Genomic DNA, 23498 nt, shown 5'->3' with positions numbered 1-23498 from the left:
TCTCTAATTTTGCTAGCTTGTGGGTAGGGTTTTGGCGAGGGAGTGCGTCATATGGCGCTGGTAGAGGCATCCATAGAGCAGCTGCGGGTGGGTCACTATGTGCATCTGCCCGTGGGCTGGCAGCAGCACCCTTTTCTGTTCAATGCCTTCAAGATCAAGGATCAGCAGCAGCTCGACATCATCCGTCACCTGGATCTGGCCCTGCTCACCGTGGACACCGACAAGAGCGATCTGCCCCTGGCCCCCCTGCTGCACGGTGAGCCCGCCGTGGTCGCGGCGCCGGATGCCCCTCCCCCCGATCCCGAGCCCCTCACCGCTGACACCGGCTTTGACGAGAAACACTGGCGTCGCTCCCTTCGGGCGGCCGAGAAGGCCTATGGCCAATCGATGTCGGATCTGCGCGAGGCGCTTGGCGCCCTCAACCTGAAACCGGACGAGGGGCTGGCCAACACGGCCCAGCTGGTGCGTACCCTGGCCGCCCGCCTGGCACAGCACGAGGGTCCCCTCGGCCTGCACCTCATTCGCACGCCCCACAGCGACATACTGCTGCAACACAGCCTCAACGTCGCCTTCATCGCCATGCTGATGGCCCGCGAGCTGGAGATGAGCCCCCTGGCGGTCGAGGAGGTCGGCCTGGCCGGCCTCATTCACGATATCGGCGAGCTGAGGATCCCCTCCCAGATAAGCCAGAAGCGAGGCGAACTGACCCGGGCCGAGCAGAACTACCTCAACATGCACCCCCAGTACGGGCTGGAGATGCTCAATCAGCTGCAGGCATTCGAACCCAGGGTCCGCCAGGTGGCCCACCTGCATCACGAGCGGCTCGACGGCAGCGGTTTTCCGCTCGGGATCAAGGGGGGAGAGATACCGCCCCTGGTGCGACTCATCGGTCTGGTGGACTACTTCGACGAGCTGCTGCACCCCAGGGGAGCGAGCCAGCCGGTCACCCCCAATCAGGCCATCAGCCTGCTCTACAAGCTTTCCCAGAAGAAGTTCGAACAATCCATGGTCAAGCTGCTCATCAAGCTGCTCGGCGTCTATCCCCCGGGCACCCTGGTGCAGCTCTCGGACGGCGCCCTGGCCCTGGTGATCAGCACGGAGCCGACCCGCCCCCTCAGTCCCAAGATCCTCCCTTTTATCAAGGGCCAGCGAGCCGAGGGGGTCAGTCTCATCGATCTGCGCGAAGATGGGCGCACCATCACCGCCTCCCTCAAGCCGGAGGAGCTTGACGAGGCCCAACGCCACTTCTTCAATTTGGGGCGACGTTGCTGTTATTACTTTGCATTCTGAGTTATCCCCAGAAGCTGGGGATAACTCATTGGACAAACCTGAATAATTGCTCGAGCCCCTCCAGAATCGTCCGCCATTGGAGCTGGATAAAAAACGCCCAGCCAGAGGCCGGGCGGAGCATGCCACCTCCGTGTGGCGCGCCCGATGGACGCATTCATGCTCACCATCTGAATATCAATTGTTTCTCGTTTATACAAATATCAATTTAACGCACTGATTTTATATGTTTTTATTTTCACGCTCTGGCAAAATGCGCCCCAGCATCACAGTGGCACCACCACAGAACAAGATCCGGATCACAGTTATCGCACGATGGTAACCAGTTGGCTCTCTCACCATGGGGAACACTTTTCATGCAATTGATCCTCTCTCTGCTGCAACAGATGAGCGTCTTTCTGGTCATCGCCTACCTCTTCTCCAAGACACCGCTGTTTCGGCCCCTGACCCACTTCTCGGTGCGCCTGCCCCACAAGGTGCTCATCTATGTGCTCTTTTCCGGTTTCTGCATCCTGGGCACCTATGTGGGGCTGGACATAGACGATGCCATCGCCAACACCCGGGCGGTGGGCGCCGTGCTCGGCGGTTTGCTGGGGGGCCCATTGGTCGGCCTGCTGGTCGGTCTGACCGGCGGCCTGCACCGCTACAGCCTGGGGGGCTTTACCGATCTCGCCTGCGCCATCTCCACCACCTGCGAGGGGCTGCTGGGGGGCCTGGTCCACTGGCGCCTGATGCGGGCCGGGCGGATGGATGCCCTGTTCGAGCCCAGAACCGCCTTCTTCGTCACCCTGGTGGCCGAGGCGATGCAGATGGCCATCATACTGCTGGTGGCAGCCCCCTTCGACAAGGCGCTGCTGCTGGTGCGCACCATCGCCACCCCCATGATCTTGGCCAACTCCTGCGGAGCGGCGCTTTTCATCAGCATGATCCGTGACCAGCAGCAGATGTATGAGAAGTTCTCCCGGGTCTTTTCGGCCAAGGCCCTCACCATCGCCAACCGCACCGTCGGCATCATGAGCCGGGGTTTCACCAGCGATGCCAGCGAGAAAATCGCCCACATCATCAAGGAGGAGACCGGGGTCGGCGCCGTGGCCATCACGGATACCCGCCAGATCCTGGCCTTCATCGGCACAGGGGAAGATCACCACAAGCCCGGCACCCCCATTACCTCCCGTCTCACCCAGCAGGCCATCAGCGAGAACCGGGTGCTGTTTGCCGATGGCAACAGCCAGCCTTATCGTTGCAGCATCTCCCCCCAGTGCGAGCTCGGCTCGGTACTGGTGATCCCCCTGCAGGGAGACATGGGGGTGATAGGCACCATCAAGCTCTACGAGCCCAAGACCCGGCTGTTTCTCAAGATCAACCACACCCTGGGCGAGGGGATCGCCAACCTGCTCTCCCAGCAGCTGCTCAGCGGCCGGATAGAGCAGCAACAGCGGCTGCTGATGCAGTCCGAACTCAAGCTGGTGCAGGCCCAGATCAACCCCCATTTCCTGTTCAACACCCTCAATACCATCAGCGCCATCACCCGCAGCAACCCGGACAAGGCCCGGGAGCTACTGCTGCACCTGTCGCGCTTCTTTCGCAACAACCTCAAGCGCCAGAGCGGGCTCGCCACCCTGCAGGAGGAGCAGGAGCACTGCCAGTCCTATCTGGAGATAGAGCTGGCCCGCTTTGGCGACCGCCTGACCGTCATCAACGAGATCCCGCCCCATCTGGCCCAGCTGCGCCTGCCAAGCTTCACCCTGCAGCCCCTCATCGAGAACGCCATCAAGCACGGCATCTCCACCCTGCTCGGCGAGGGACGGCTGCGGCTGCTCGCCCAGGAGCATGAGGGGTGCGTGACCATCAGCGTCGAGGACAACGCCGGCTGCTGGCAACCGGGGGCAAACGGCGACGGGCTCGGTATCTCCATCGTCGACAAGCGGCTAAAGAGCGCCTTTGGCCCCCAATATGGCATCAACATTCGCTGCGAGCCCGACCACTGGACCCGGGTCTCCTTCACCCTGCCCAAGGAGAGCACATGACCCCTTTCCCCCAGCACAGAGACGGGCGCGCCCCTTGCGCCAGGGGGGCGGCATGATCCGTACCCTGATCGTCGACGATGAACCCTATGCCCGGGACGAACTGGCCCTGCTGCTCGGCCAGGATCCCGCCATCGAGATCCTGGGGCAGGCGGCCAATGCCCTGGAAGCACTCACCCTCATCAATGCCCTGAAACCGGATGTGGTGTTCCTCGACATCCAGATGCCCAAGCTCAGCGGCATGGAGCTGGTGGCCATGCTCGACCCTCTGCCCCGCATCGTGTTTGTCACCGCGTTTGATGACTACGCCGTCCAGGCCTTCGAGGAAAACGCCTTCGACTATCTGCTCAAGCCGGTGGAGCCTGCCCGCCTCGCCAAGACGCTGGCGCGCCTCAAGCAGGACATGCGCCCCCAGCCCGTGGCCACCCTGGCGCCGCCCATTCGCCACATTCCCGGCTATCTGCACAACCGGGTGCGGCTGCTGCCCATCGACCAGGTGGAGTACGCCTTCTCGGATCTCGGCGGCGTGCACGTGGCCTGCCAGGGAGAACTGCTTCACACCCAGCTCACCCTCAAGGCCCTGGAGGAGAAGAGCCCGCTGCTGCGCTGCCATCGCCAATACCTGATCCACCCCGCCGCCATCTTCGAGATAGCCCTGCTCGACAACCAGCTGGCCGAGATAGTCACCCCCAGCGGGGCCCGCGTACCGGTCAGTCGCCGCTACCTCAAGGAGCTCAAGGACAAGTTCGGCCTCAATTGAGCGTTACATCAAGCCTACACAGTGAGCGGGATCACACACGCCCGCCGCTCGGGTCGCCACATGACCGCTCAGGCTTTTTCACATGCGCTTTACACACCCGCCCCCTAGACTCCCGCTGCACACCACAATAACAAGCATTGGAGCGTAACAATGGTCTGGTTCTTCCTCTGTGTCGGCCTGCTGGTCGCCGGCTATTTCATATACGGCAAGTTCATCGAACGGATATTTGGCCCAAAACCCGAGCTCAAGACGCCGGCAGTCACCATGGCCGACGGGGTGGACTATGTGCCCATGTCCGACAAGAAGATCTACCTGGTACAACTGCTCAACATCGCCGGGGTCGGTCCCATCTTCGGTCCCATCCTGGGGGCCCTCTACGGCCCGGTGGCCATGCTGTGGATAGTGTTCGGCTGCATCTTCGCCGGCGCCGTCCATGACTACTTCTCCGGCATGCTGTCGGTGCGCGCCAAGGGTGCCTCCGTGCCGACCGTGGTCGGCGAGCACCTGGGCTCGGTCGCCAAGCACTTCATGAACCTGTTCGCCGTCATCCTGCTGATGCTGGTGGGCGTGGTGTTCGTGCTGAGCCCGGCAGGCCTGCTCTCCAGCCTGACTCACATCGAGATCGTCTACTGGATTGGCGCCATCTTCGCCTACTACATACTCGCGACCATAGTGCCCATCGACAAGATCATCGGTCGCTTCTACCCCATCTTCGGCGCCCTGCTGGTGTTCATGTCCGTGGGCCTGGTCATCGGTCTCATGGTCTCGGGCAAGGGGTTCTACAACACGGGGATGGATTTCTCCAACCTGCATCCGACCGATCTGCCGCTCTGGCCGCTGCTCTTCATCACCATCGCCTGTGGCGCCGTGTCCGGCTTCCATGCCACCCAGTCGCCGCTGATGGCCCGCTGCATGCAAAACGAGAAATCCGGCCGCTTCATTTTCTACGGCGCCATGATAGGTGAAGGGGTCATCGCCCTGATCTGGTGCACCCTGGGTCTCTCCTTCTACGAGAGCACAGATGCCCTGAACGCCACCCTGGCCAGCGGCGGCCCCTCCGCCGTGGTCCACGAGGTCTCCACCGGTCTGCTCGGCACCGTCGGCGGCATCCTGGCCATCCTCGGCGTGGTGATCCTGCCCATCACCTCTGGCGACACGGCATTTCGCAGTGCCCGCCTGATCGTGGCGGACTTCCTCAACATGACCCAGAAGCCCATCGTCAAGCGTCTGCTGATCGCCATCCCCATGTTCGTGGTGGGCTACCTCATCTCCAAGGCGGAATTCGGGGTGATCTGGCGCTACTTTGGCTGGGCCAACCAGACCACGGCCGTGATCATGCTGTGGGCCGGCGCCGCCTACCTGGCCAAGGAAGCCAAGCTGCACTGGGTCTGCACCATACCGGCCATGTTCATGACCGCCGTGGTCATCACCTACCTGGCCAACGCCCCCATCGGCTTTGGCATGGAGATGGGCATCTCCACCATCATTGGTCTGGCCTCCACCGCCGTCATAACGGTCGCCTTCCTGCTGAAGTACCGCCCGACCCTGGTGAGCCGTCCCAACGAGAGCTGACCCCCACCAACAAACAGGCAACGGCAAAAGGCCCGGCATCACTGCCGGGCCTTTCTCGTTGCGCCCCTGACGCCATCAACTGGCTCAGTTGCCGGCTCCCCCCTCCTCTTTGGGCGCTTCGGCCGGTGCCTGGTACCACTGCTCCCTGGCCACCAGCACCGCCTGCTCGGGCTGGGCAATGAAGTTGGGGGACATGATCTGCACGCCAAACTCGTTGAACACGTCCTGGATGTGGCCGTGGAGCTCGGTCTTGACCACGGCGGGCAGCAAACCCGGCTTCATCCGCACCTGCAACTCGTACTCCACGTACCAGTCCTGCAAATTGAGCTGGCGCACCAGGGGGGCCTGCTCCTGGTTGAGCCGCTCGCAACGCCGGGCCGCCAGCTCCAGCATGGCATGGACCTGGCGCCAGGGGGTGTCATAGCCGATGGTCACCTTGGTCAGCAAGGCCACCCCCTTCTCCCCCGCCAATCGAGTCAGGTTGGTCACCTTGCCCCCCACCACCACGGCGTTGGGCAGGGTCACCTCGTGATCCTGGCGGGTCACCAGCTTGGTGGAGAGGGCGCTGAGCTCGGTCACCATCCCCTCCACCTCGCCAATCTGCACCAGATCGCCGGGGCGCAGGGCGCGGGAGTAGATAAGCACCAGGCCGCTCATGGCATGGTTCATGATGCCGGCGGAGCCCAGGGTCACCATGAGGCCGAAGAAGACGCTCACCCCCTTGAAGGCATCGGAGTCGGCCCCCGGCAGATAGGGGTAGGCCACCGTCAGGGCAAACAGCCAGATCACCACGGAGAGCAGGCGCCGGGTCGCTCCCACCGTCTCGGCGTGCAACCCCTGTACCCGGAACTGGCCACGCTCGATACGGTCGAAGACGATGGCCAGCATGCGAATGAACAGGCGGGTGATGACGAAGATCAACAGCACTGTCACCAGCCCAGGCATGGCCGCCATGATCCCCTCCAGCATGTCGACGCACAGGTCGAAGAGGGAAGCCCCCAGTCGCTCGCTCCAGGCCCGGGTCTGGGGGAAGCGCGCCAGCACATAGGTGAGCCAGCCATAGGTGAGCATGAACAGCAGCAGCAGGGTGATGATCGCAAGCAGGCGGACCTCCACATTGCCCGCCACCTGACGCCATTGATGGGGGATCAGCCCCTTTTGCAGCAGGAGGCGATTGGCCAGCCACTTCCTGACCCGTCGATGACCCCATTGCAGTGACCAGACCAGGCCAAAGAAGATCAGGCTGGCCAGCAGCGCCATACCGCTAGCCTTGAGCAGATAGGGGGTGGAGTGCAGCTCCAGATACTTGAGCCGCACCTTGTCGAGCCGTGCCCGCACGCGCTCGCTCGCCTGATCCAGCGTCAACTCATCCAGGGCCTCGAGATCCCCCTCCACCAGCACCAGGATCCGCTTGCCATTGACCAGAAACTCCCGGGTATCCTGACCCAGGCGCATGGCGCTCACCAGGGTGATGGGGTGTTCAAGGTCGGACGCCTGCAACTGCTTGACTCGCTCCTTGACCAGACGCACCCGGGCCGCCCCGTCCAGGCGACCGAACTTGGCCTGCAGCAGGACGATGGGCTCATGAAGCAGGATCAGGGTCTGCGCCTTCTCCTGCTCGGTGGGATCCAGCCTGGGTTCGGCGCCAACGGCCTGCGTGACCAGGGACAGATTGACCAGCACCAGCAACAGCCCGGCCCACAATGCCTTCATTGCAGATATTTTTTTCATCTCGTCACTCCCGCCTCCCTGTCCATGGACCACCGGATCTGCCCGGTTCATCTCCTGATGACACATCAAATTCCCTATTGAAATACCGCCGTCATCCCTCACCATAATATGCCCCTGAATGAAGGCTGTACCGCCAAGATTCGCACGTAATTTCCTCTTTATGCAGGGAAAATATGCTGGCATCATGACAGCCGATATACTGTGGATGCTAGGCTAAATTTGGCCTTGCGACTGAGATGTAAACCGGAGAGATAAATGGCACTTGATTATATTGCCCTGGGAATATTGGTGTTCGTTGTCTTGGTCATGTTTTACGGAATCATCGTCATTCATGATATTCCCTATGAAATAGCCAAGCATCGCCAACACCCGCACCAGGATGCCATTCACGTGGCAGGCTGGGTCAGCCTGTTTACCCTGCATGTGCTCTGGCCCTTCCTCTGGATCTGGGCCACCCTCTATCGCCCAGAACGCGGTTGGGGCTTTAGCCAGCGCCTTGAAACAGACGAAGCCGACATCACCAAGCTCAAGAAAGAACTTGCCGCTTTGCAAGCACGCATGGCAACGCTCGAACAGACCGAAAACAGGTAATCACTCATGGATTTGCTACTTATTCTTACCTACACGGCCGTCTGCGTCGGGATTTTCAAGATATTCAAGATCCCGCTCAACAAATGGACGGTGCCGACCGCCGTGCTGGGTGGCGTCATCATCATCGGCACACTCATCATGCTGATGAACTACAACCACCCCTATTCGGAGCTGGCCCGTAATTATTATGTCTCCACCCCCATAGTGCCGCTGGTGAAAGGGCGGGTCACCGAGGTGGCGGTCAAAGCCAACCAGCCGGTCAAGCAGGGGGATGTGCTGTTTCGTCTCGATGCTGTGCCCTTCCAGGAGAAGGTTGCCAGCCTGACCGCACGGCTCGCCTCCAACACCGATTTCCTGAAAGCCCTCGACGCCAGACTGCGCTCCGCCACCCTGGACAGGGATCGCGCCCTGGAACTGGTGCGTCGCGGCATCGGCAAGCAGCGGGATCTCGACGTGACCCAGGCCAACGTGGACGACATCGTCGCCCAGATTGACCAGCAGAAGGCGTCGCTGGATGACTTGAACGCCCAGCTCAACATCGCCAAGTACAATCTGGAGCAGACCGTTGTCTATGCCCCGAGCAACGGCCATGTGGTGCAACTGGCGCTGCGCCCCGGCATGATTGCTGCCCCCTTCATGTATCGTCCCGTGATGACCTTCATTCACGAAGATGAAAGCACCTACGTCGGCTGGTTCTGGCAGAACAGCATGCAGCGCCTGAAGGCGGGCGATGAGGCCGAGGTAGTGCTGGACGGCATCCCGGGTCGCATCTTCAAGGCCAAGGTGCAGTCCGTGATCCCCGCCATGGCGCCGGGCAACATCCAGGCCCAGGCAGGTCTTATCGATCAGACCTCCGCCCAGGTACCGGGCCGTCTGCCCATCGTCCTCGAGATCACCGATCCCGAGTGGGCCAAGTATCAGGTGATCGCCGGTGCCAGCGGCCAGGCCGCCATCTACACCGAACATTTCCATCATGTGGCCATCATGCGCAAGATCCTGATGCGCATGGGCAGCTGGCTCAACTACCTGTTCCCCTTCCACTAAGGATCTCCTGGTGGTCATCACGGGCCGGCATCATGCCGGCCCGTTTTATTTGGTAGACGGCCATTTCCTTCCCGGGTTTCGCCACGCTGCATTTTGCCACCAAGATCCCTATAATGGCGCCACCTTGCGCCGACCCACGCCAACACGCCACACCCCATGTTCGTTCTCAGACCCTACCAGACCGACGCCGTCAACGCCGTCATCCGCCATTTTCGCAAACACCCGGATCCCGCCGTGGTGGTCTTGCCCACCGGGGCCGGCAAGAGCCTGGTGATTGCCGAGCTGGCCCGCAAGGCTCGCGGTCGGGTACTGGTGCTGGCCCACGTCAAGGAGCTGGTGGAGCAGAACCATGGCAAGTTCGAGGCCTGGGGGCTCAAGGCCGACATCTTCGCCGCCGGGCTGGAACGCAAGGAGGCGAGCGCCCAGGTGGTGTTTGGTTCGGTGCAGTCGGTGGCCCGCAATCTGGATGCCTTCGATGGCGCCTTCTCCCTGCTCATCATCGACGAGTGCCACCGGGTCTCGCTCGATGACGACAGCCAGTACCATCAGGTGATCGGGCATCTGAAAGCGGCCAACCCGGCCCTCAGGATCCTCGGCCTCACCGCCACCCCTTACCGGCTGGGGCTGGGCTGGATCTACCGGCGTCACTACCACGGCATGGTGAAAAGCCATGGTGAACGGCTGTTTGGCGATTGCGTGTTCGAGCTGCCCCTGCGCTTCATGGTGAAAAACGGCTACCTGACACCGCCGCGCATGATCGATGCCCCCATAGTCCACTACGACTTCAGCAAGCTGGTGCCGCGAGAAAACGGCCTGTTCAGCGAGGCCCAGCTCAACGGCGAGCTAAAACGCCAGGAGCGGGTCACCCCCCACATAGTGAGCCAGGTGCTGGAGTATGCGGCCGAGCGCCAAGGGGTGATGATCTTCGCCGCCACCGTCGAGCACGCCCGGGAAATTCAGGGGCTGCTCAGCGCCCAGTCCCAGCACGCGGCCCTCGTCACCGGCGAGACCCCGGGCCCGGAGCGCGATGCCCTGATCCATGCCTTCAAGGCCCGGGAGATCAAGTTTCTGGTCAACGTGGCTGTGCTCACCACCGGCTTCGATGCCCCCCATGTGGATCTCATCGTGATGCTCAGGCCCACGGAATCTGTCTCGCTCTACCAGCAGATAGTGGGCCGGGGCCTGCGTCTGTCGCCGGGCAAGACCGACTGCCTGGTGCTCGACTACGCCGGCAACAACTTCAACCTGTTCGCCCCCGAGGTGGGGGAACCCAGACCCCACGCTGGTACCGAACCGGTCCAGGTACCCTGCCCCGCCTGCGGCTTTGCCAACACCTTCTGGGGCAAGACCGACGAAGATGGCAAGGTGGTCGAGCACTACGGCCGCCGCTGCCAGGGGCTGTTTGAAGATGACGAGGGCCACCGCGAGGAGTGCGACTACCGCTTTCGCGCCAAGATCTGTCCCGGTTGCGGCAGCGAAAACGACATCGCCGCCCGTCGCTGCCAGAGCTGCGATCAGTTGCTGGTGGATCCGGACGACAAGCTCAAGGAGGCCCTCAATCTCAAGGACTGCATGGTGATCCGCTGCGCGGGGCTGACCCTGGCCGCCGGTCGCGGCAAACAGGGGGAGCGGCTGGAGGTGACCTATCACGATGAGGATGGCCTCACCCTGATGGAGTACTTTTCTTTCCACACCCAGGGAGCGCAACGCTTGTTTCAACAACGCTTTGTGCGTCATCATTGGCCCGCACCGGGACTGGAGCCCGAATTCACCACCCTGGCGAGCGTGCTGGCGGCAGAGCGCCAGTTTCGCCACCCGGACTTCGTCATCGCCCGCAAATCGGGACGTTTCTGGCAGGTGAAAGAGAAGATTTTTGATTACGACGGCCGCTACCGCACCGCCAACGCCCCTGGCTAGGGCGGTGTCTGGCCAAAACAGATGAATATCTTGGTTTTCAGGGTTGGCCTTCCCGCGCCAGCCCCTTCGTTACGTTAGAGGATGTTATGCAGCGGCTCTTGATAGGTGTGTGTGCTCTCGTTTCCCTGGCGGCCCAGGCCGCCCCGCTGACCCCGCCCCAGGGCGGCCAATATGCCGTGATAGTGCAAGGCAACAACGGGGTGGAGTTCGCCCGCCATGCCGACGACATGATAGCCCCCGCCTCCACCATGAAGGTGCTCACCGCCCTGGCGGCCCGCCTCGAACTCGGGGCCGATTTTCGTTTCAGTACCGAGATCCAGGCCAAACCCGGCGCCCGGCAGGGCAACGCCCTCAATGGCGATCTCTGGATCAACTTCGTCGGTGATCCCACCTTGTCGCGCATGGATCTGCTCGCCCTGTTCAAGCAGCTGGGCGTCTCCCGCATTCAGGGCAACGTCTACGTCAATACCGGCGCCTACAACGGCTACGAGCGCGGCAACGGCTGGTCCTGGGGTGATCAGACCCTTTGCTTCGCCGCTCCCGTCTCCTCGGTCATCATCGACAAGAACTGCGCCTATGGCACCATCACAGCCACCCAGATAGGCAGACCCGCCACCGGCAACGTGGCCACCGGCGTGCCCATCAGCATCAGCGCCGAGAACGTGGAGGTGATGAGCTATGGCGACATGGCACGCCAGTTCTGCGCCCTGGAGGTGGACATGGCCAAGGGCAACCATTACGAGCTCAAGGGCTGCATCACCCCGAACAAGGAGCCGCAGGGGCTGCGCTTTGCCATCCACGACGTGGAGGCCTGGGGCTGGGACAACATCCGCTGGGCCATGGACAGAGCCGGCATCCAGCATGATGGCCTGCTGCGGGTCACCCACAAGGCCCCCCAGGGCGCCGAGACCCTGGCGACCCACACCTCGGCCCCCCTGCCGGTGATGCTGGCCAGGATGCTGAAAAAGTCCGACAACACCTATGCCGATAGCTTTCTCAAGACAGTGGGCCGTCACTACTACAACAAGCCGGGCAGCTATCGCAGCGGCACCATGGCGGTGCGCGCCATCCTGACCAAGCACGGCATCAACCTGGGCAACGCCACCCTGGCCGACGGCTCCGGGCTCTCCGCCCACAATCTCATCAGTGCCCGCCAGATGCTGTCGGTGCTCAGCTTCATCCAGAAAAACGACGCCGAGCTCGACTTCATCAAGCTGCTGCCAAGCTCCCAGGTGGATGGCACCCTGGCCTGGCGGCGCAGCGTCACCGCCCCCATGATGAAGAACAAGGTCCATGCCAAGACCGGCACCATCACAGGCACCTCCAATCTGGCCGGTTTCATCGACACCGCCGGTGGCCAGCGCAAGGCGTTCGTGATGTTCCAGCGCGGCCTCTCCCAGGATCCGGCCACCCACGAGCGCTACCGTGCCAGCAAGGCGCCCTGGCCCTGGACCGTCTTCGAGAAGGGGGTGCTGGAGAGCATCTACCAGCAGCAGCCGATCCAGATCGCCGGGCAATGATGAGCAATATGGGCGGCCTTGCCAGCAAGGCGGCCCCATCCCCCGGACTCTGTTCGAAAAAGGAGTGCTGGAGAGCCTCTACCAGCAGCAGCCCATCCAGATCGCCGGGCAGTGATGAACAATATGGGCGGCCTTGCCAGCAAGGCGGCCCCATCCCCCGGACTCCGTTCGAAAAAGGAGTGCTGGAGAGCCTCTACCAGCAGCAGCCCATCCAGATCGCCGGGCAGTGATGAACAATACGGGCGGCCTTGCCAGCAAGGCGGCCCCATCCCCCGGACTCTGTTCGAAAAAGGAGTGCTGGAGAGGCTCTACCAGCAGCAGCCCATCCTGATCGCCGGGCAGTGATGAACAATACGGGCGGCCTTGCCAGCAAGGCGGCCCCATCCCCCGGACTCTGTTCGAAAAAGGGGTACTGGAGAGCCTCTACCAGCAGCAGCCCATCCAGATCGCCGGGCAGTGATGAACAATACGGGCGGCCTTGCCAGCAAGGCGGCCCCATCCCCCGGACTCTGTTCGAAAAAGGAGTGCTGGAGAGCCTCTACCAGCAGCAGCCCATCCAGATCGCCGGGCAGTAAGGCTGGCTTGAGCAAGCCCCCTCGCCGCCAATCCAGAATGCCGCGCCAGGTGCCGACCCCTGTGTCGGCACCTGGCCGGGGTGCAATCGAGCACCGCGAACAGGCGTATCGGAATTTTCAGCTTTGACTGGCCGAAAGCCGAGGCTATCCTGTCACCCGCCTCGTCTCAACGGCCTTACCTAACGGAGAGAAAAGATGTTTGTAGAGATTTTTGGTCGTCCCGGTTGCCCCTACTGCGTGCGCGCCAAGATGCTGGCCGAGCAACTGCGCGAAGCGCGCGACGATTTTGACTTCAACTACGTGGATATCAACGTCGCCGGGCTCACCAAGGACGACTTGGCCGCCAAGGCGGGCAAGCCCGTCACCACGGTGCCGCAGATCTTCCTGGACGAGCAGCACATCGGCGGCTGTACCGACTTCGAGGCCTATGCCAGCGCCCACCTCGGCCTGTAACCACCCAGCTGTCCATGTAAAAGGCGCCCTTGGCGCCTTTTCTTATGCCAGCGTCCGGGGTTACTCCACCCGGGTGAAGCGGCTCACCAGCTGCCCCCGATACTCAGTGCTCCCCATGAACATGGGCAGAGGGCGGGCGTAGATGGCGCCATCCTGCTCGGATTGGTAGACAACCAGGGACTCCCCGGTCTCGGTGTGCCGGGCCAGGGTCAGCACCCGATAAAATCCCCCCTTGCAGTGGCGATAACGCCCCGGGCCCGGCAAGGGCCCCCCCTGTTGCTGATCCATTCCCATCTCCCAGTCCATCATCCAGGCCCCGTGCCCGCCTGCACCTGCCCTTGAGCGACCATGCAAGGGCAAGCCGGGGGGCCAAACGACCGTTTTTCACGCAAGCCAATCGTGCCACAAGCACGGGCTAATTCAACACACTCGCTGTTGATATCTATCCCTTCCCTCATCTTTCACTGGTAATGTCGTCGCAGGGCAAACGATCATGCTGAATTTAACAAATCAGCAACCCTGTTTGAGGGCTAAAAATCAGGGAATTATTCTAAAAAGAAGATTGTTCTAGCATTCAATTCTGTGAAGAATAGAGGCAAAGAAATTTGATACTAAAAATCGCCTTTTTCGCCAACGCGCCCCAGGGGATCTCGTTCACTATGTTCACCATCGACAAGTCGCACAAGCTCGACGATGTCTGCTATGACATTCGCGGCCCTGTGCATAAAGAGGCTCGCCGTCTCGAAGACGAAGGCCATCGCATCATCAAGCTCAACATCGGCAACCCGGCCCCGTTCGGCTTCGAAGCGCCGGAGGAGATCATCAAGGATGTGATCCTCAACATGCCCCAGAGCCAGGGCTACTGCGACTCCAAGGGGCTCTTCTCCGCCCGCAAGGCGGTGATGCAGTACTACCAGCAAAAAGGGATGCGCAAGGTCGACATCGACGACATCTACATCGGCAATGGCGCGAGCGAGCTCATCGTGATGGCAATGCAGGCGCTGCTCAACAACGGCGACGAGATGCTGGTGCCCTCCCCCGACTATCCGCTCTGGACCGCCGCCGTCACCCTCTCCGGCGGCCACGCGGTGCACTACCGCTGCGATGAAGGGGCCGACTGGTATCCGGATCTCGACGACATCCGCGCCCGCATCACCCCGCGCACCCGCGGCCTGGTGCTGATCAACCCCAACAACCCGACCGGCGCCGTCTACGGCAGCGAGTTTTTGCTTGAAGTGATCGAGATCGCCCGCCAGCACAACCTCATCATCTTCGCCGACGAGATCTACGACAAGATCCTCTACGACGACATCTCCCACACCAGCGTCTGCACCCTGTGCGACGACGTCATGGTGGTGACCTTCAACGGCCTCTCCAAGGCCTACCGCGCCTGCGGCTTCCGTCAGGGCTGGATGGTCATCACCGGTCCCAAGGGCCGTGCCAAAGGCTACATCGAGGGGCTGGAGATGCTGGCCTCCATGCGCCTGTGTGCCAACGTGCCGATGCAGCACGCCATCCAGACCGCCCTTGGCGGCTATCAGAGCATCAACGAGCTGATCCTGCCGGGCGGGCGCCTGCGCCGCCAGCGTGACAAGGCCTGGGAGCTTTTGAACGAGATCCCCGGGGTCTCCTGCGTCAAGCCCAAGGGGGCGCTCTACATGTTCCCGCGCCTCGACCCCAAGGTGTATGACATTCGCGACGACCAGAAGATGGTGTTCGACCTGCTGCAGCAGGAGAAGCTCTTGTTGGTGCAGGGCACCGGCTTCAACTGGCCGGCGCCGGATCACTTCCGACTGGTGTTCCTGCCCCGGGAAGAGGAGCTGGAAGAGGCCATTGGCCGCCTTGCCCGCTTCCTGAAGGATTACAAGCAATAAGCCAAGGCTGTGTTGCAACCACCGGCATGGCAAAGAGAGGCTCCCCCGGGCGCCTCTCTGGCTGGCGGCCTCTTTCGGGAGGAGTACAGACCGGATAGCAAAGGGCCCCGTCTGCAGCAGACGGGGCCCTTTCTCATGACGCAGGCGAAAGCCTTACAGTTCGATCACGTCGAATTGCACGTCCGGGTTCACGTCCGCATCGTAATCCACCTCGTCCAGACCGAAACCGAACAGGCGCAGGAACTCCTGCTTGTAGCCGGCGTAGTCGGTGAGCTCACAGAGGTTCTCGGTGGTGATGGAGGGCCAGAGATCGCGGCAGGTCTGCTGCACGTCTTCCCGCAGCTCCCAGTCGTCCATGCGGATGCGGGCCTGCTCGTCCAGTGCCAGCGCCTCGCCATAGAGACGGGTGCGCAGCATGCGATCCACCTGCTCCATGCAGCCCTCGTGAATGCCCTTCTCCTTCATGATCTTGAAGGCCATGGAGATATAGAGCGGCATCACCGGAATGGCGCTTGATGCCTGGGTCACCACGGATTTGAGCACGGCCACGTGGGCGGTGCCCCCCTTGGCGGCCAGATCGCCACGGATGGCGGCGGCGGCGCGGTCCAGATCTTCCTTGGCGCGGCCCAGGGTGCCATGCCAGTAGATGGGCCAGGTCAGGTCGGTGCCGATGTAGGAGTAGGCCACGGACTTGGCGCCGTCGGCCAGCACGCCCGCATCACGCAGGGCAGCCATCCACAGCTCCCAGTCCTGGCCGCCCATGACGGTGATGGTGCTCTGGATCTCTTCCTCGTTCGCCGGCTCGACGGTGGCGGTGATGATCTGATCCTTGTTGGTATCGATGGCGGTGGAGGTGTAGACCTCGCCGATGGGTTTCAGCGCAGATCGCACCACTTCGCCGGTGTCCGGCAGCTTGCGCACCGGGGAGGCCAGGGAGTAGACCACCAGATCGATTTGACCCAGATCCTGCTTGATGAGCTCGATCACCTTGGCACGGCACTCGTGGGAGAAGGCATCGCCATTGATGCTCTTGGCGTAGAGGCCGGCCTCTTTGGCGGCCTTGTCGAAGGCGGCGGAGTTGTACCAGCCGGCGGAGCCCGTCTTGGTCTCGGAGCTCGGCTTTTCGAAGAAGACACCTATGGTCGCGGCGCCGGAGCCAAAGGCGGTGGCGATGCGGGAAGCCAGGCCGTAACCGGTAGAGGCGCCGATCACCAGCACCTTCTTGGGCCCATTCTCGATGGTGCCTTTGGCCTGGGTGTAGGCAATCTGACGGCGAACATTGGCTTCACAGCCGACCGGATGGGTGGTGGTGCAGATAAAGCCGCGAACCTTGGGTTTGATGATCATGTGTTTTCTCTTATCCGTTTGATGGATGAAATCGGGCATAAGATACCTCATCTTGCCGAGATAAGGTGCTCTGATGTGTTGAACGGCCGGGAAAATTGGTAAAAAAAGAGGACCCGGGCAGCGAGACTCAATCCCTCGGTCGCCTTGGCCTCCCCCGCGCGCTCTGCGGTACCACTTGCCGGGAAAGCGGACATAAACAGCATGAAAACAGCGCGTTACCCCAATTCTCTTCTGCTGTCGGCAAAGGAGTTGTACTAGTATTGAGCCGGTCGGTTATCGTCAGAACAAAGCATCACAGGGGTCTCACGGAGGAGCACCACATGTTTTGGAAACACACGGACAGCAATGAACAACGCGAAGAAACCGCAAGAGTCGCCGGGCTGGACGCCTTCGAGCAGGCGATCCAGTCCCAGGCGCCCTATATCCAGTTCACCCCGGACGGCATAGTCACCTTCGTCAACGATCGCTTCCTCGCCATCGTGGGATATGGGCGTGATGAGGTGCTGGGGCAACACCACAGCACCCTCTGCTTTCCCGATGACGTCAAGACCCGCGACTACGAGGCCCTGTGGCAGGATCTGTGCAAGGGCACCTTTCGCAGCGGCCGCTTCATCCGTCAGGCCAAATCGGGCCAGGCCGTCTGGCTGGAGGCCACCTATTTTCCCATCGTGGTCGAGGGCAAGGTGGTGCGGGTCGCCAAGGTCGCCTCGGACGTGACCCAGCAGCAATCGTCCCTGGAGCGAAGCCAGGCCTTGCTGGCCGCCCTGGACAAGTCCCTGGCCGTGATCGACTTCGAGCCGGACGGCACCGTCATCACCGCCAACCAGAATTTTCTCCACTGCTTTGGCTACCGGCTCGAAGAGGTGGCGGGCCAGCATCACCGACTGTTTTGCGATGACGACTTCTACCGCCAGCACCCCCACTTCTGGCGGGATCTGGGGGCAGGCACCATACAATCCGGTCTCTTCATGCGCCTGGGGCACCAGGGCCAGAAGATCTGGCTGGAGGCCACCTACAACCCCATCTTTAATCACGAAGGCAAGGTGGTGAAAATCATCAAGCTGGCCAGCGACATCACGGAGCGGGTCGAGCAGGCCCTCTCGGTGCGCGAGGCGGCCAAGAAGGCCTGCGCCATCGCCAGCGAGACGGTCGCCAGCGCCGACAAGGGACGAGAGGTGATCGACAAGGTGCTGGACACCTCCCGTCACATCAACAGCTCGGTCAGCGAGGTGACCCAGCAGATAGAGCGGCTCAACCAGCAGTCCAGGAGCATAGAGTCCATCATCTCCACCATCAGCGGCATCGCGGATCAGACCAATCTGCTGGCCCTCAATGCCGCCATCGAGGCGGCCCGAGCGGGGGAACAGGGGCGGGGCTTTGCCGTGGTCGCCGACGAGGTGAGGCAGCTGGCGGCCAGAACCTCCTCCTCCACCAACGAGATCGTCTCCGTCATCAAGCTCAATTCCCAGATCACTTCCACCATCACCCAGACCGTCAGCGTGGTGTCCGACAAGGCGATGGCCGGGCAGGAGCAGGCCAACATCGTCTCCGCCGTCATCAAGGAGATCATCGAAGACGCCAACTCCGTCTCCGACACGGTCAAAAATCTCTCCATATGAATCACTCCCGACGAGGTGCCCCCCTGGCGCCTCGTCGGGAGAGATGGGCACAAGGGACGCGTCCTCGCACCACAGGGCTGGATAATTCACTAATAACCCTGCGGGCTTGCGGTTGTTTCTGACCCCCTAACATCAGATAATACCGCCCGCCTTCACAGCGGATAATCCAAATTCTGATGACTGAGTACCTGCTTTTACTGATTGGCACCGTGCTGGTGAACAACTTCGTGCTGGTGAAATTCCTCGGCCTCTGCCCCTTCATGGGGGTCTCGGGCAAGCTGGAAACCGCCATCGGCATGGGGCTGGCGACCACCTTCGTGCTGACCCTGGCCAGCGCCTGCTCCTATCTGGTGGAACACTATATTCTGCTGCCGCTCTCGGTTGGCTACCTGCGCACCCTGGCCTTCATCCTGGTCATCGCCGTGGTGGTGCAGTTTACCGAGATGGTGGTACGCAAGAGCAGCCCGACCCTCTATCGCCTGCTCGGCATCTTCCTGCCCCTCATCACCACCAACTGCGCCGTGCTTGGGGTGGCGCTGCTCAACATCAACGAGCGCCACAACTTCATCCAGAGCATCATCTACGGCTTCGGTGCCGCTGCCGGTTTCGCCCTGGTGCTGGTGCTGTTTGCCGCCATGCGTGAGCGCCTGGTGGCCGCCGACATCCCGGCGCCGTTTCGTGGCGTGTCCATCGCCATGATCACCGCAGGCCTGATGTCCCTTGCCTTCATGGGCTTTACCGGCCTTATCAAGATATAGCGCTATGACTCACCTATTGTTTGCCATCCTGGTTCTGGCGCTGTTGGCCCTGGCCTTCGGCCTGATCCTGGGATTTGCCGCCATCAAGTTCAAGGTGGAGGCCGATCCCATCGTCGATCAGCTCGACGCCCTGCTGCCCCAGACCCAGTGCGGCCAGTGCGGCTATCCGGGCTGCAAGCCCTATGCCGAAGCCCTCGCCAATGGCGACGCCGTCAACAAGTGCGTCCCGGGCGGCGATGCCACCATGCGCAAGATTGCCGACCTCATGGGGGTGGAACCCCTGGCCATGGGGGACGGCCATGCCGCCGTGCCCATCAAGAAGGTCGCCTTCATCCATGAGGATCAGTGCATAGGTTGCACCAAGTGCATCCAGGCCTGTCCGGTCGACGCCATCGTCGGCGCCACCAAGGCGATGCATACGGTGATCAAGGATGAATGCACCGGGTGCGACCTCTGCGTCGACCCCTGCCCCACCGATTGCATCGAGATGATCCCGGTCCCCACTACGGTCGATAACTGGAAGTGGGATCTCAACAGTGTCGTTATCCCGGTCAAGATGGTGGAGTAGTCATGCAGTCTGTAATCGAACGCATCAAGGCCGGTGCCCTGTGGGATTTTCATGGCGGCATCCATCCCCCCGAGAACAAGCAGCAATCCAGCCTGAGCCCTGTGGTGCAGGCGGGACTGCCCCCCGAGCTCATCATACCGGTGCGCCAGCACGCGGGCCTGGCCGGCGAGCTGCTGGTCAAGGTGGGCGACAAGGTGAAGAAGGGCCAGCCCCTCACCGCCTTCGAGCGTGGCCGCTTCGTGCCGGTCCACGCCAGCAGTTCAGGGGTCATCAGCGCCATCGGCCAGCACACGGTCGCCCACCCCTCCGGCCTCTCCGACCTCTGCATCACCCTGATCCCCGACGGAGAGGACGCCTGGTGCGAGCGCCAGCCCCAGCCCGATTACTGGAACCTGGACCGGGTCAGTCTGCTCGAGCGCATTCAAGGGGCCGGCATAGCCGGACTCGGCGGCGCCGTCTTCCCCACCCACAGCAAGCTCGATGGCCATGGCCAGCTCACCGAGATCCTCATCATCAACGGCCTGGAGTGCGAGCCCTACATCACCACGGATGACCGCCTGATGCAGGAGTACGCGGACGAGATCCTGGAGGGTATCCGGGTGCTCAAGCACCTGCTCAAGCCCAAGCTCTGCCTGATCGGCATCGAGGACAACAAGCCCGCCGCGGCCAAGGCCCTGCGCCAGCAGATCAGCGAAGAGGACATACTGGTGCGGGAGGTCCCCACCAAATATCCCTCGGGCGGCGCCAAACAGACCATAGAGCTGCTGACCGGCCGTCAGGTACCCAAGGGGGGCCGGGCCGTCGATATCGGCATCATGGTGCTCAACGTCGCCACCGTGTTCGCCATCAAGCGCGCCATCGTCGATGGCGAGCCGCTCATCGAGCGCATCGTTACCCTCACCGGAGACGCCTTCAAGCAGCCGGGCAATGCCTGGGTGCGCCTTGGCACCCCGGTACGCTGGCTGCTGGGGCGCTTCGATCTGCAGCCGGAACCGGGCCAGCGGGTGATCATGGGGGGGCCCATGATGGGCTTCACCCTGCCCCACGCCATGGTGCCCGTGGTCAAGGCCACCAACTGCCTGCTCGCCCCGACCCAGGCCGAGCTGCCCCCTCCCGAGCCGGAGCAGTCCTGCATCCGCTGCAGCGCCTGCGCCGACGCCTGCCCCGCCACCCTGCTGCCCCAGGAGCTCTACTGGTACAGCCGGGCGAAGGAGTATGACAAGGCGGAGCAGCTCAACCTGTTCGACTGCATCGAGTGCGGCGCCTGTGCCTGGGTCTGCCCGAGCCAGATCCCCCTGGTGCAGTACTACAAGATTGCCAAGGACGATATCCGCGAGGCCCGCGAGGAAGCCGAGAAGGCCGAACGCGCCCGCTTGCGTTTCGAGGCCAAGCAGGCGCGCTTCGAGCGGGACAAGGCCGCCCGCGAGGCACGCCACGCCGAGGCCGCCGCCCAGCGCCGCCAGGCCATGACGGCCGCCACCGGGGAAGATCCCGTGGCCGCCGCCCTCGCCCGGCTCAAGGCAAAACAGGAAGCGACCCCAGGCGAAGGCGCCCCTGACAACGCAGCCATGGCCGCCGCTCGGGAGGCCCGCAAGCAGGAGGCCCTGGCGCGCCGCGCCGCCAAGGCGGCCGAACTCGAGGCCAGTGCCCCCATGACGGAGCCCGCCCCGTCCCAGGAGTCCGATCCCAAGAAGGCGGCCATTGCCGCCGCCCTGGCCCGCGCCAAGGCCAAGAAGGCCGCCCAGGCTGCCGGGGACCAGGGCGCAGACGACTCTGCCGCCGCGCCCATCCCCTCGAGCGAGGCACCCAGCGAGCCGATTGCCGAGTCCGCCCCCGAGGTTGACCCCAAGAAAGCGGCCATCGCCGCCGCCATCGCCCGCGCCAAGGCCAAGAAGGCCGACCAGGGTGCAGACGATTCAACAGCTGCGCCCATTGCCTCGAGCCAGGCACCGAGCGAGCCGATCGCAGAGTCCGCCCCCGAGGTTGACCCCAAGAAAGCGGCCATTGCCGCCGCCATCGCCCGCGCCAAGGCCAAGAAGGCCGCCCAGGCCTCTGGGGACCAGGGCGCAGACGATTCAACCGCCGCGCCCATCGCCTCGAGCCAGGCACCCAGCGAGTCGATCGCCGAGTCCTCCCCCGAGGTTGACCCCAAGAAAGCGGCCATCGCCGCCGCCATCGCCCGCGCCAAGGCCAAGAAGGCCGCCCAGGCTGCCGGGGAGCAGGGCGCAGACGATTCAACCGCAGCGCCCATCGCCTCGAGCGAGGCACCGAGCGAGCCGATCGCCGAGTCCACCCCCGAGGTTGACCCCAAGAAAGCGGCCATTGCCGCCGCCATCGCCCGCGCCAAGGCCAAGAAGGCCGCCCAGGCTGCCGGGGACCAGGGCGCAGACGACTCTGCCGCCGCGCCCATCGCCTCGAGCCTGGCACCCAGCGAGCCGATCGCCGAGTCCGCCCCCGAGGTTGACCCCAAGAAAGCGGCCATTGCCGCCGCCGTGGCAAAAGCCAAGGCCAGAAAGGCGGCCGAGGCCAAGGAGGCCCCCGCAGCACAGCTCTGCGCCGAAACGGCCCCTGGCGCCGAGACGTCTGCCCCCGAGCTCGATCCCAAGAAGGCAGCCATCGCCGCCGCCGTGGCAAAAGCCAAGGCCAGAAAGGCGGCGCTTGCGGGCGCCACCACAGACAACGAAACGGTCAGCCCGGCTGACAGCAAGAGGGATACCTGAGTCATGTTCACTATCGCGAGTGCCCCCTTCGCCCACAACCGCAAGCAGACCCAGACCCTGATGCTGCTGGTGATCCTGGCCTGTCTGCCCGGGCTCGCGGCCCAGATCTGGTTCTTCGGCTGGGGCTCCGTCATCCAGATAGCCCTGGCCGCGGTCACGGCCCTTGGCTGCGAGGCCCTGGTGCTGCGCCTGCGCGCCCGGCCGGTCAAACCCGCCCTGCTAGATGGCAGCGCCCTGCTCACCGCCGTGCTGATAGGGCTGGCCCTGCCGCCCCTGCTGCCCTGGTGGATGACCCTGGTCGCCACCGCCTTCGCCATCATCATCGCCAAGCACCTCTATGGCGGCCTGGGCCAGAACCTGTTCAACCCGGCCATGGTGGCCTATGTGCTGCTGCTGGTCTCCTTCCCGGTGCAGATGACCAGCTGGCTGCCTCCGTCCGACATCGCCGCCTACGGCATCGGCTTTGGCGATGCCGTCTCCACCATCTTCACCGGCTTTAGCCTGGACGGCTACAGCATGGCCCAGCTCAAGCAGGGGGTGGATGGCCTCACCATGGCCACGCCGCTGGATACCCTCAAGACGGGACTGGGCCAGGGGCTGACCGCGAGCGAGGTGATGACGCACTCCGTGTTCGAGGGTTGGGGCGGCATCGGCTGGAGCTGGGTCAACCTGGGCTACCTGCTGGGCGGCCTCTTCCTGCTGCAACAGAGGGTGATCGCCTGGCGCATCCCGGTAGCCATGCTGGCCAGCCTGTTTGGCGCCGCCACCCTGGGCTATCTCATCAGCCCGGATGCCACCGCCACCCCCATGTTCCACCTGTTTTCCGGCGCCACCATGCTGGGGGCCTTCTTCATCGCCACCGATCCGGTCAGCGCCTCAACCACGGCCCGGGGTCGTCTCATCTATGGCGCCCTCATCGGCGTGCTCATCTACATCATTCGCCGTTTCGGCGGCTATCCGGACGCCATCGCCTTCGCCGTGCTGCTGGCCAATCTCTGCGTCCCCATGATAGACAGCCTGACCCGTCCCAAATCCTACGGGGAGCGTCGCAAGTGACAACCGTGCCCCAGGCCCAGCGCCCACACAGTGCTGTCGGCCAATCTCTGCGTATCCCCGTGGAGATAGACAGCCTGACCCG

The 23498-nt window shown here is 62.9% G+C and carries 18 protein-coding genes; 15 read left to right on the top strand and 3 right to left on the bottom strand.

Annotated elements, in window-relative coordinates:
• The first annotated feature begins 51 nt into the window (after window positions 1-51).
• The 4 genes from ACEUCR_RS14670 to ACEUCR_RS14655 all read left to right on the top strand — a co-directional run bounded on the left by ACEUCR_RS14670 (window position 52) and on the right by ACEUCR_RS14655 (window position 5643).
• Window positions 52-1290, top strand: a complete 1239-nt coding sequence (locus ACEUCR_RS14670) for an HD-GYP domain-containing protein (RefSeq protein WP_408791065.1) — start codon at window positions 52-54, stop codon at window positions 1288-1290.
• A 353-nt stretch (window positions 1291-1643) separates the two neighbouring features.
• Window positions 1644-3314, top strand: a complete 1671-nt coding sequence (locus ACEUCR_RS14665) for a sensor histidine kinase (RefSeq protein ID WP_041994949.1) — start codon at window positions 1644-1646, stop codon at window positions 3312-3314.
• A gap of 52 nt (window positions 3315-3366) precedes the next feature.
• Window positions 3367-4071, top strand: a complete 705-nt coding sequence (gene btsR, locus ACEUCR_RS14660) for a two-component system response regulator BtsR (protein ID WP_041994952.1) — start codon at window positions 3367-3369, stop codon at window positions 4069-4071.
• Window positions 4072-4221: 150 nt separating this feature from the next.
• Window positions 4222-5643 carry a carbon starvation CstA family protein gene (locus tag ACEUCR_RS14655; RefSeq protein WP_408791063.1) on the top strand — a complete coding sequence of 474 codons (1422 nt, stop codon included), beginning with the start codon at window positions 4222-4224 and terminating at the stop codon, window positions 5641-5643.
• A gap of 84 nt (window positions 5644-5727) precedes the next feature.
• Here ACEUCR_RS14655 and ACEUCR_RS14650 read toward each other — a convergent pair whose 3' ends face one another.
• Window positions 5728-7374, bottom strand: coding sequence for a mechanosensitive ion channel family protein (locus ACEUCR_RS14650; protein ID WP_408791060.1), 1647 nt, complete (start codon window positions 7372-7374; stop codon window positions 5728-5730).
• A 255-nt stretch (window positions 7375-7629) separates the two neighbouring features.
• On the opposite strand from ACEUCR_RS14650, the gene ACEUCR_RS14645 reads away from it, so the two are divergent.
• From ACEUCR_RS14645 to ACEUCR_RS14625, 5 genes are all read left to right on the top strand, one after another.
• Window positions 7630-7965, top strand: a complete 336-nt coding sequence (locus ACEUCR_RS14645; protein ID WP_041994956.1) for a DUF3302 domain-containing protein — start codon at window positions 7630-7632, stop codon at window positions 7963-7965.
• A 6-nt stretch (window positions 7966-7971) separates the two neighbouring features.
• Entirely contained in the window at window positions 7972-9009 is a 1038-nt protein-coding gene (locus tag ACEUCR_RS14640; protein WP_408791057.1) for an HlyD family secretion protein, read from the top strand.
• A 156-nt stretch (window positions 9010-9165) separates the two neighbouring features.
• Window positions 9166-10926 carry a DEAD/DEAH box helicase gene (locus tag ACEUCR_RS14635; protein ID WP_408791054.1) on the top strand — a complete coding sequence of 587 codons (1761 nt, stop codon included), beginning with the start codon at window positions 9166-9168 and terminating at the stop codon, window positions 10924-10926.
• A gap of 86 nt (window positions 10927-11012) precedes the next feature.
• The gene (dacB, locus tag ACEUCR_RS14630) at window positions 11013-12446 is read left to right on the top strand and encodes a D-alanyl-D-alanine carboxypeptidase/D-alanyl-D-alanine endopeptidase (RefSeq protein WP_111874508.1); all 1434 of its coding nucleotides are present in this window, start codon (window positions 11013-11015) and stop codon (window positions 12444-12446) included.
• A 770-nt stretch (window positions 12447-13216) separates the two neighbouring features.
• Complete coding sequence (locus ACEUCR_RS14625) at window positions 13217-13474, top strand: GrxA family glutaredoxin (RefSeq protein WP_041994964.1); 258 nt, start codon at window positions 13217-13219, stop codon at window positions 13472-13474.
• A 60-nt stretch (window positions 13475-13534) separates the two neighbouring features.
• On the opposite strand, the gene ACEUCR_RS14620 is transcribed toward ACEUCR_RS14625, so the two are convergent.
• On the bottom strand, window positions 13535-13762 hold the full coding sequence (locus tag ACEUCR_RS14620; RefSeq protein ID WP_111874509.1) for a DUF1653 domain-containing protein: 228 nt from the start codon (window positions 13760-13762) through the stop codon (window positions 13535-13537).
• A 371-nt stretch (window positions 13763-14133) separates the two neighbouring features.
• Here ACEUCR_RS14620 and ACEUCR_RS14615 point away from each other — a divergent pair, with 371 nt between their 5' ends.
• On the top strand, window positions 14134-15348 hold the full coding sequence (locus ACEUCR_RS14615) for a pyridoxal phosphate-dependent aminotransferase (RefSeq protein WP_041994966.1): 1215 nt from the start codon (window positions 14134-14136) through the stop codon (window positions 15346-15348).
• Window positions 15349-15501: 153 nt separating this feature from the next.
• On the opposite strand, the gene fabV is transcribed toward ACEUCR_RS14615, so the two are convergent.
• Window positions 15502-16695 (bottom strand): enoyl-ACP reductase FabV, encoded by a 1194-nt coding sequence (fabV, locus tag ACEUCR_RS14610; RefSeq protein WP_041994968.1) that lies wholly within the window; start codon window positions 16693-16695, stop codon window positions 15502-15504.
• A gap of 320 nt (window positions 16696-17015) precedes the next feature.
• On the opposite strand from fabV, the gene ACEUCR_RS14605 reads away from it, so the two are divergent.
• The 5 genes from ACEUCR_RS14605 to rsxD all read left to right on the top strand — a co-directional run bounded on the left by ACEUCR_RS14605 (window position 17016) and on the right by rsxD (window position 23416).
• Complete coding sequence (locus ACEUCR_RS14605; protein ID WP_408791051.1) at window positions 17016-18314, top strand: methyl-accepting chemotaxis protein; 1299 nt, start codon at window positions 17016-17018, stop codon at window positions 18312-18314.
• A 176-nt stretch (window positions 18315-18490) separates the two neighbouring features.
• Window positions 18491-19072: an electron transport complex subunit RsxA gene (gene rsxA / locus ACEUCR_RS14600; protein ID WP_005909250.1), complete on the top strand. Its 582-nt coding sequence runs from the start codon at window positions 18491-18493 to the stop codon at window positions 19070-19072.
• Between the two features lie 4 nt (window positions 19073-19076).
• The gene (gene rsxB / locus ACEUCR_RS14595; protein ID WP_041994971.1) at window positions 19077-19640 is read left to right on the top strand and encodes an electron transport complex subunit RsxB; all 564 of its coding nucleotides are present in this window, start codon (window positions 19077-19079) and stop codon (window positions 19638-19640) included.
• 2 nt (window positions 19641-19642) lie between these two features.
• Complete coding sequence (gene rsxC, locus ACEUCR_RS14590) at window positions 19643-22360, top strand: electron transport complex subunit RsxC (protein WP_408791048.1); 2718 nt, start codon at window positions 19643-19645, stop codon at window positions 22358-22360.
• Window positions 22361-22363: 3 nt separating this feature from the next.
• Window positions 22364-23416 (top strand): electron transport complex subunit RsxD, encoded by a 1053-nt coding sequence (rsxD, locus tag ACEUCR_RS14585; protein ID WP_111874512.1) that lies wholly within the window; start codon window positions 22364-22366, stop codon window positions 23414-23416.
• Window positions 23417-23498: the final 82 nt, after the last annotated feature.

The sequence above is a fragment of the Aeromonas bivalvium genome (genome assembly GCF_046078285.1).
In the GTDB taxonomy this organism is placed as follows: Bacteria; Pseudomonadota; Gammaproteobacteria; order Enterobacterales; family Aeromonadaceae; genus Aeromonas; species Aeromonas bivalvium.
Note: the sequence above shows the minus strand (reverse complement) of the source record. Positions and strands in the feature narration are given on the sequence as shown.

Coding starts and splice junctions, on each gene's coding strand:
- dacB (WP_111874508.1), top strand. CDS start 11,013: ATGCAGCGGCTCTTGATAGGTGTGTGTGCTCTCGTTTCCCTGGCGGCC.
- ACEUCR_RS14635 (WP_408791054.1), top strand. CDS start 9,166: ATGTTCGTTCTCAGACCCTACCAGACCGACGCCGTCAACGCCGTCATC.
- ACEUCR_RS14665 (WP_041994949.1), top strand. CDS start 1,644: ATGCAATTGATCCTCTCTCTGCTGCAACAGATGAGCGTCTTTCTGGTC.
- btsR (WP_041994952.1), top strand. CDS start 3,367: ATGATCCGTACCCTGATCGTCGACGATGAACCCTATGCCCGGGACGAA.
- rsxC (WP_408791048.1), top strand. CDS start 19,643: ATGCAGTCTGTAATCGAACGCATCAAGGCCGGTGCCCTGTGGGATTTT.
- rsxD (WP_111874512.1), top strand. CDS start 22,364: ATGTTCACTATCGCGAGTGCCCCCTTCGCCCACAACCGCAAGCAGACC.
- ACEUCR_RS14605 (WP_408791051.1), top strand. CDS start 17,016: ATGTTTTGGAAACACACGGACAGCAATGAACAACGCGAAGAAACCGCA.
- ACEUCR_RS14645 (WP_041994956.1), top strand. CDS start 7,630: ATGGCACTTGATTATATTGCCCTGGGAATATTGGTGTTCGTTGTCTTG.
- rsxA (WP_005909250.1), top strand. CDS start 18,491: ATGACTGAGTACCTGCTTTTACTGATTGGCACCGTGCTGGTGAACAAC.
- fabV (WP_041994968.1), bottom strand. CDS start 16,695: ATGATCATCAAACCCAAGGTTCGCGGCTTTATCTGCACCACCACCCAT.
- ACEUCR_RS14625 (WP_041994964.1), top strand. CDS start 13,217: ATGTTTGTAGAGATTTTTGGTCGTCCCGGTTGCCCCTACTGCGTGCGC.
- ACEUCR_RS14655 (WP_408791063.1), top strand. CDS start 4,222: ATGGTCTGGTTCTTCCTCTGTGTCGGCCTGCTGGTCGCCGGCTATTTC.
- ACEUCR_RS14650 (WP_408791060.1), bottom strand. CDS start 7,374: ATGAAAAAAATATCTGCAATGAAGGCATTGTGGGCCGGGCTGTTGCTG.
- ACEUCR_RS14670 (WP_408791065.1), top strand. CDS start 52: ATGGCGCTGGTAGAGGCATCCATAGAGCAGCTGCGGGTGGGTCACTAT.
- ACEUCR_RS14615 (WP_041994966.1), top strand. CDS start 14,134: ATGTTCACCATCGACAAGTCGCACAAGCTCGACGATGTCTGCTATGAC.
- rsxB (WP_041994971.1), top strand. CDS start 19,077: ATGACTCACCTATTGTTTGCCATCCTGGTTCTGGCGCTGTTGGCCCTG.
- ACEUCR_RS14620 (WP_111874509.1), bottom strand. CDS start 13,762: ATGGATCAGCAACAGGGGGGGCCCTTGCCGGGCCCGGGGCGTTATCGC.
- ACEUCR_RS14640 (WP_408791057.1), top strand. CDS start 7,972: ATGGATTTGCTACTTATTCTTACCTACACGGCCGTCTGCGTCGGGATT.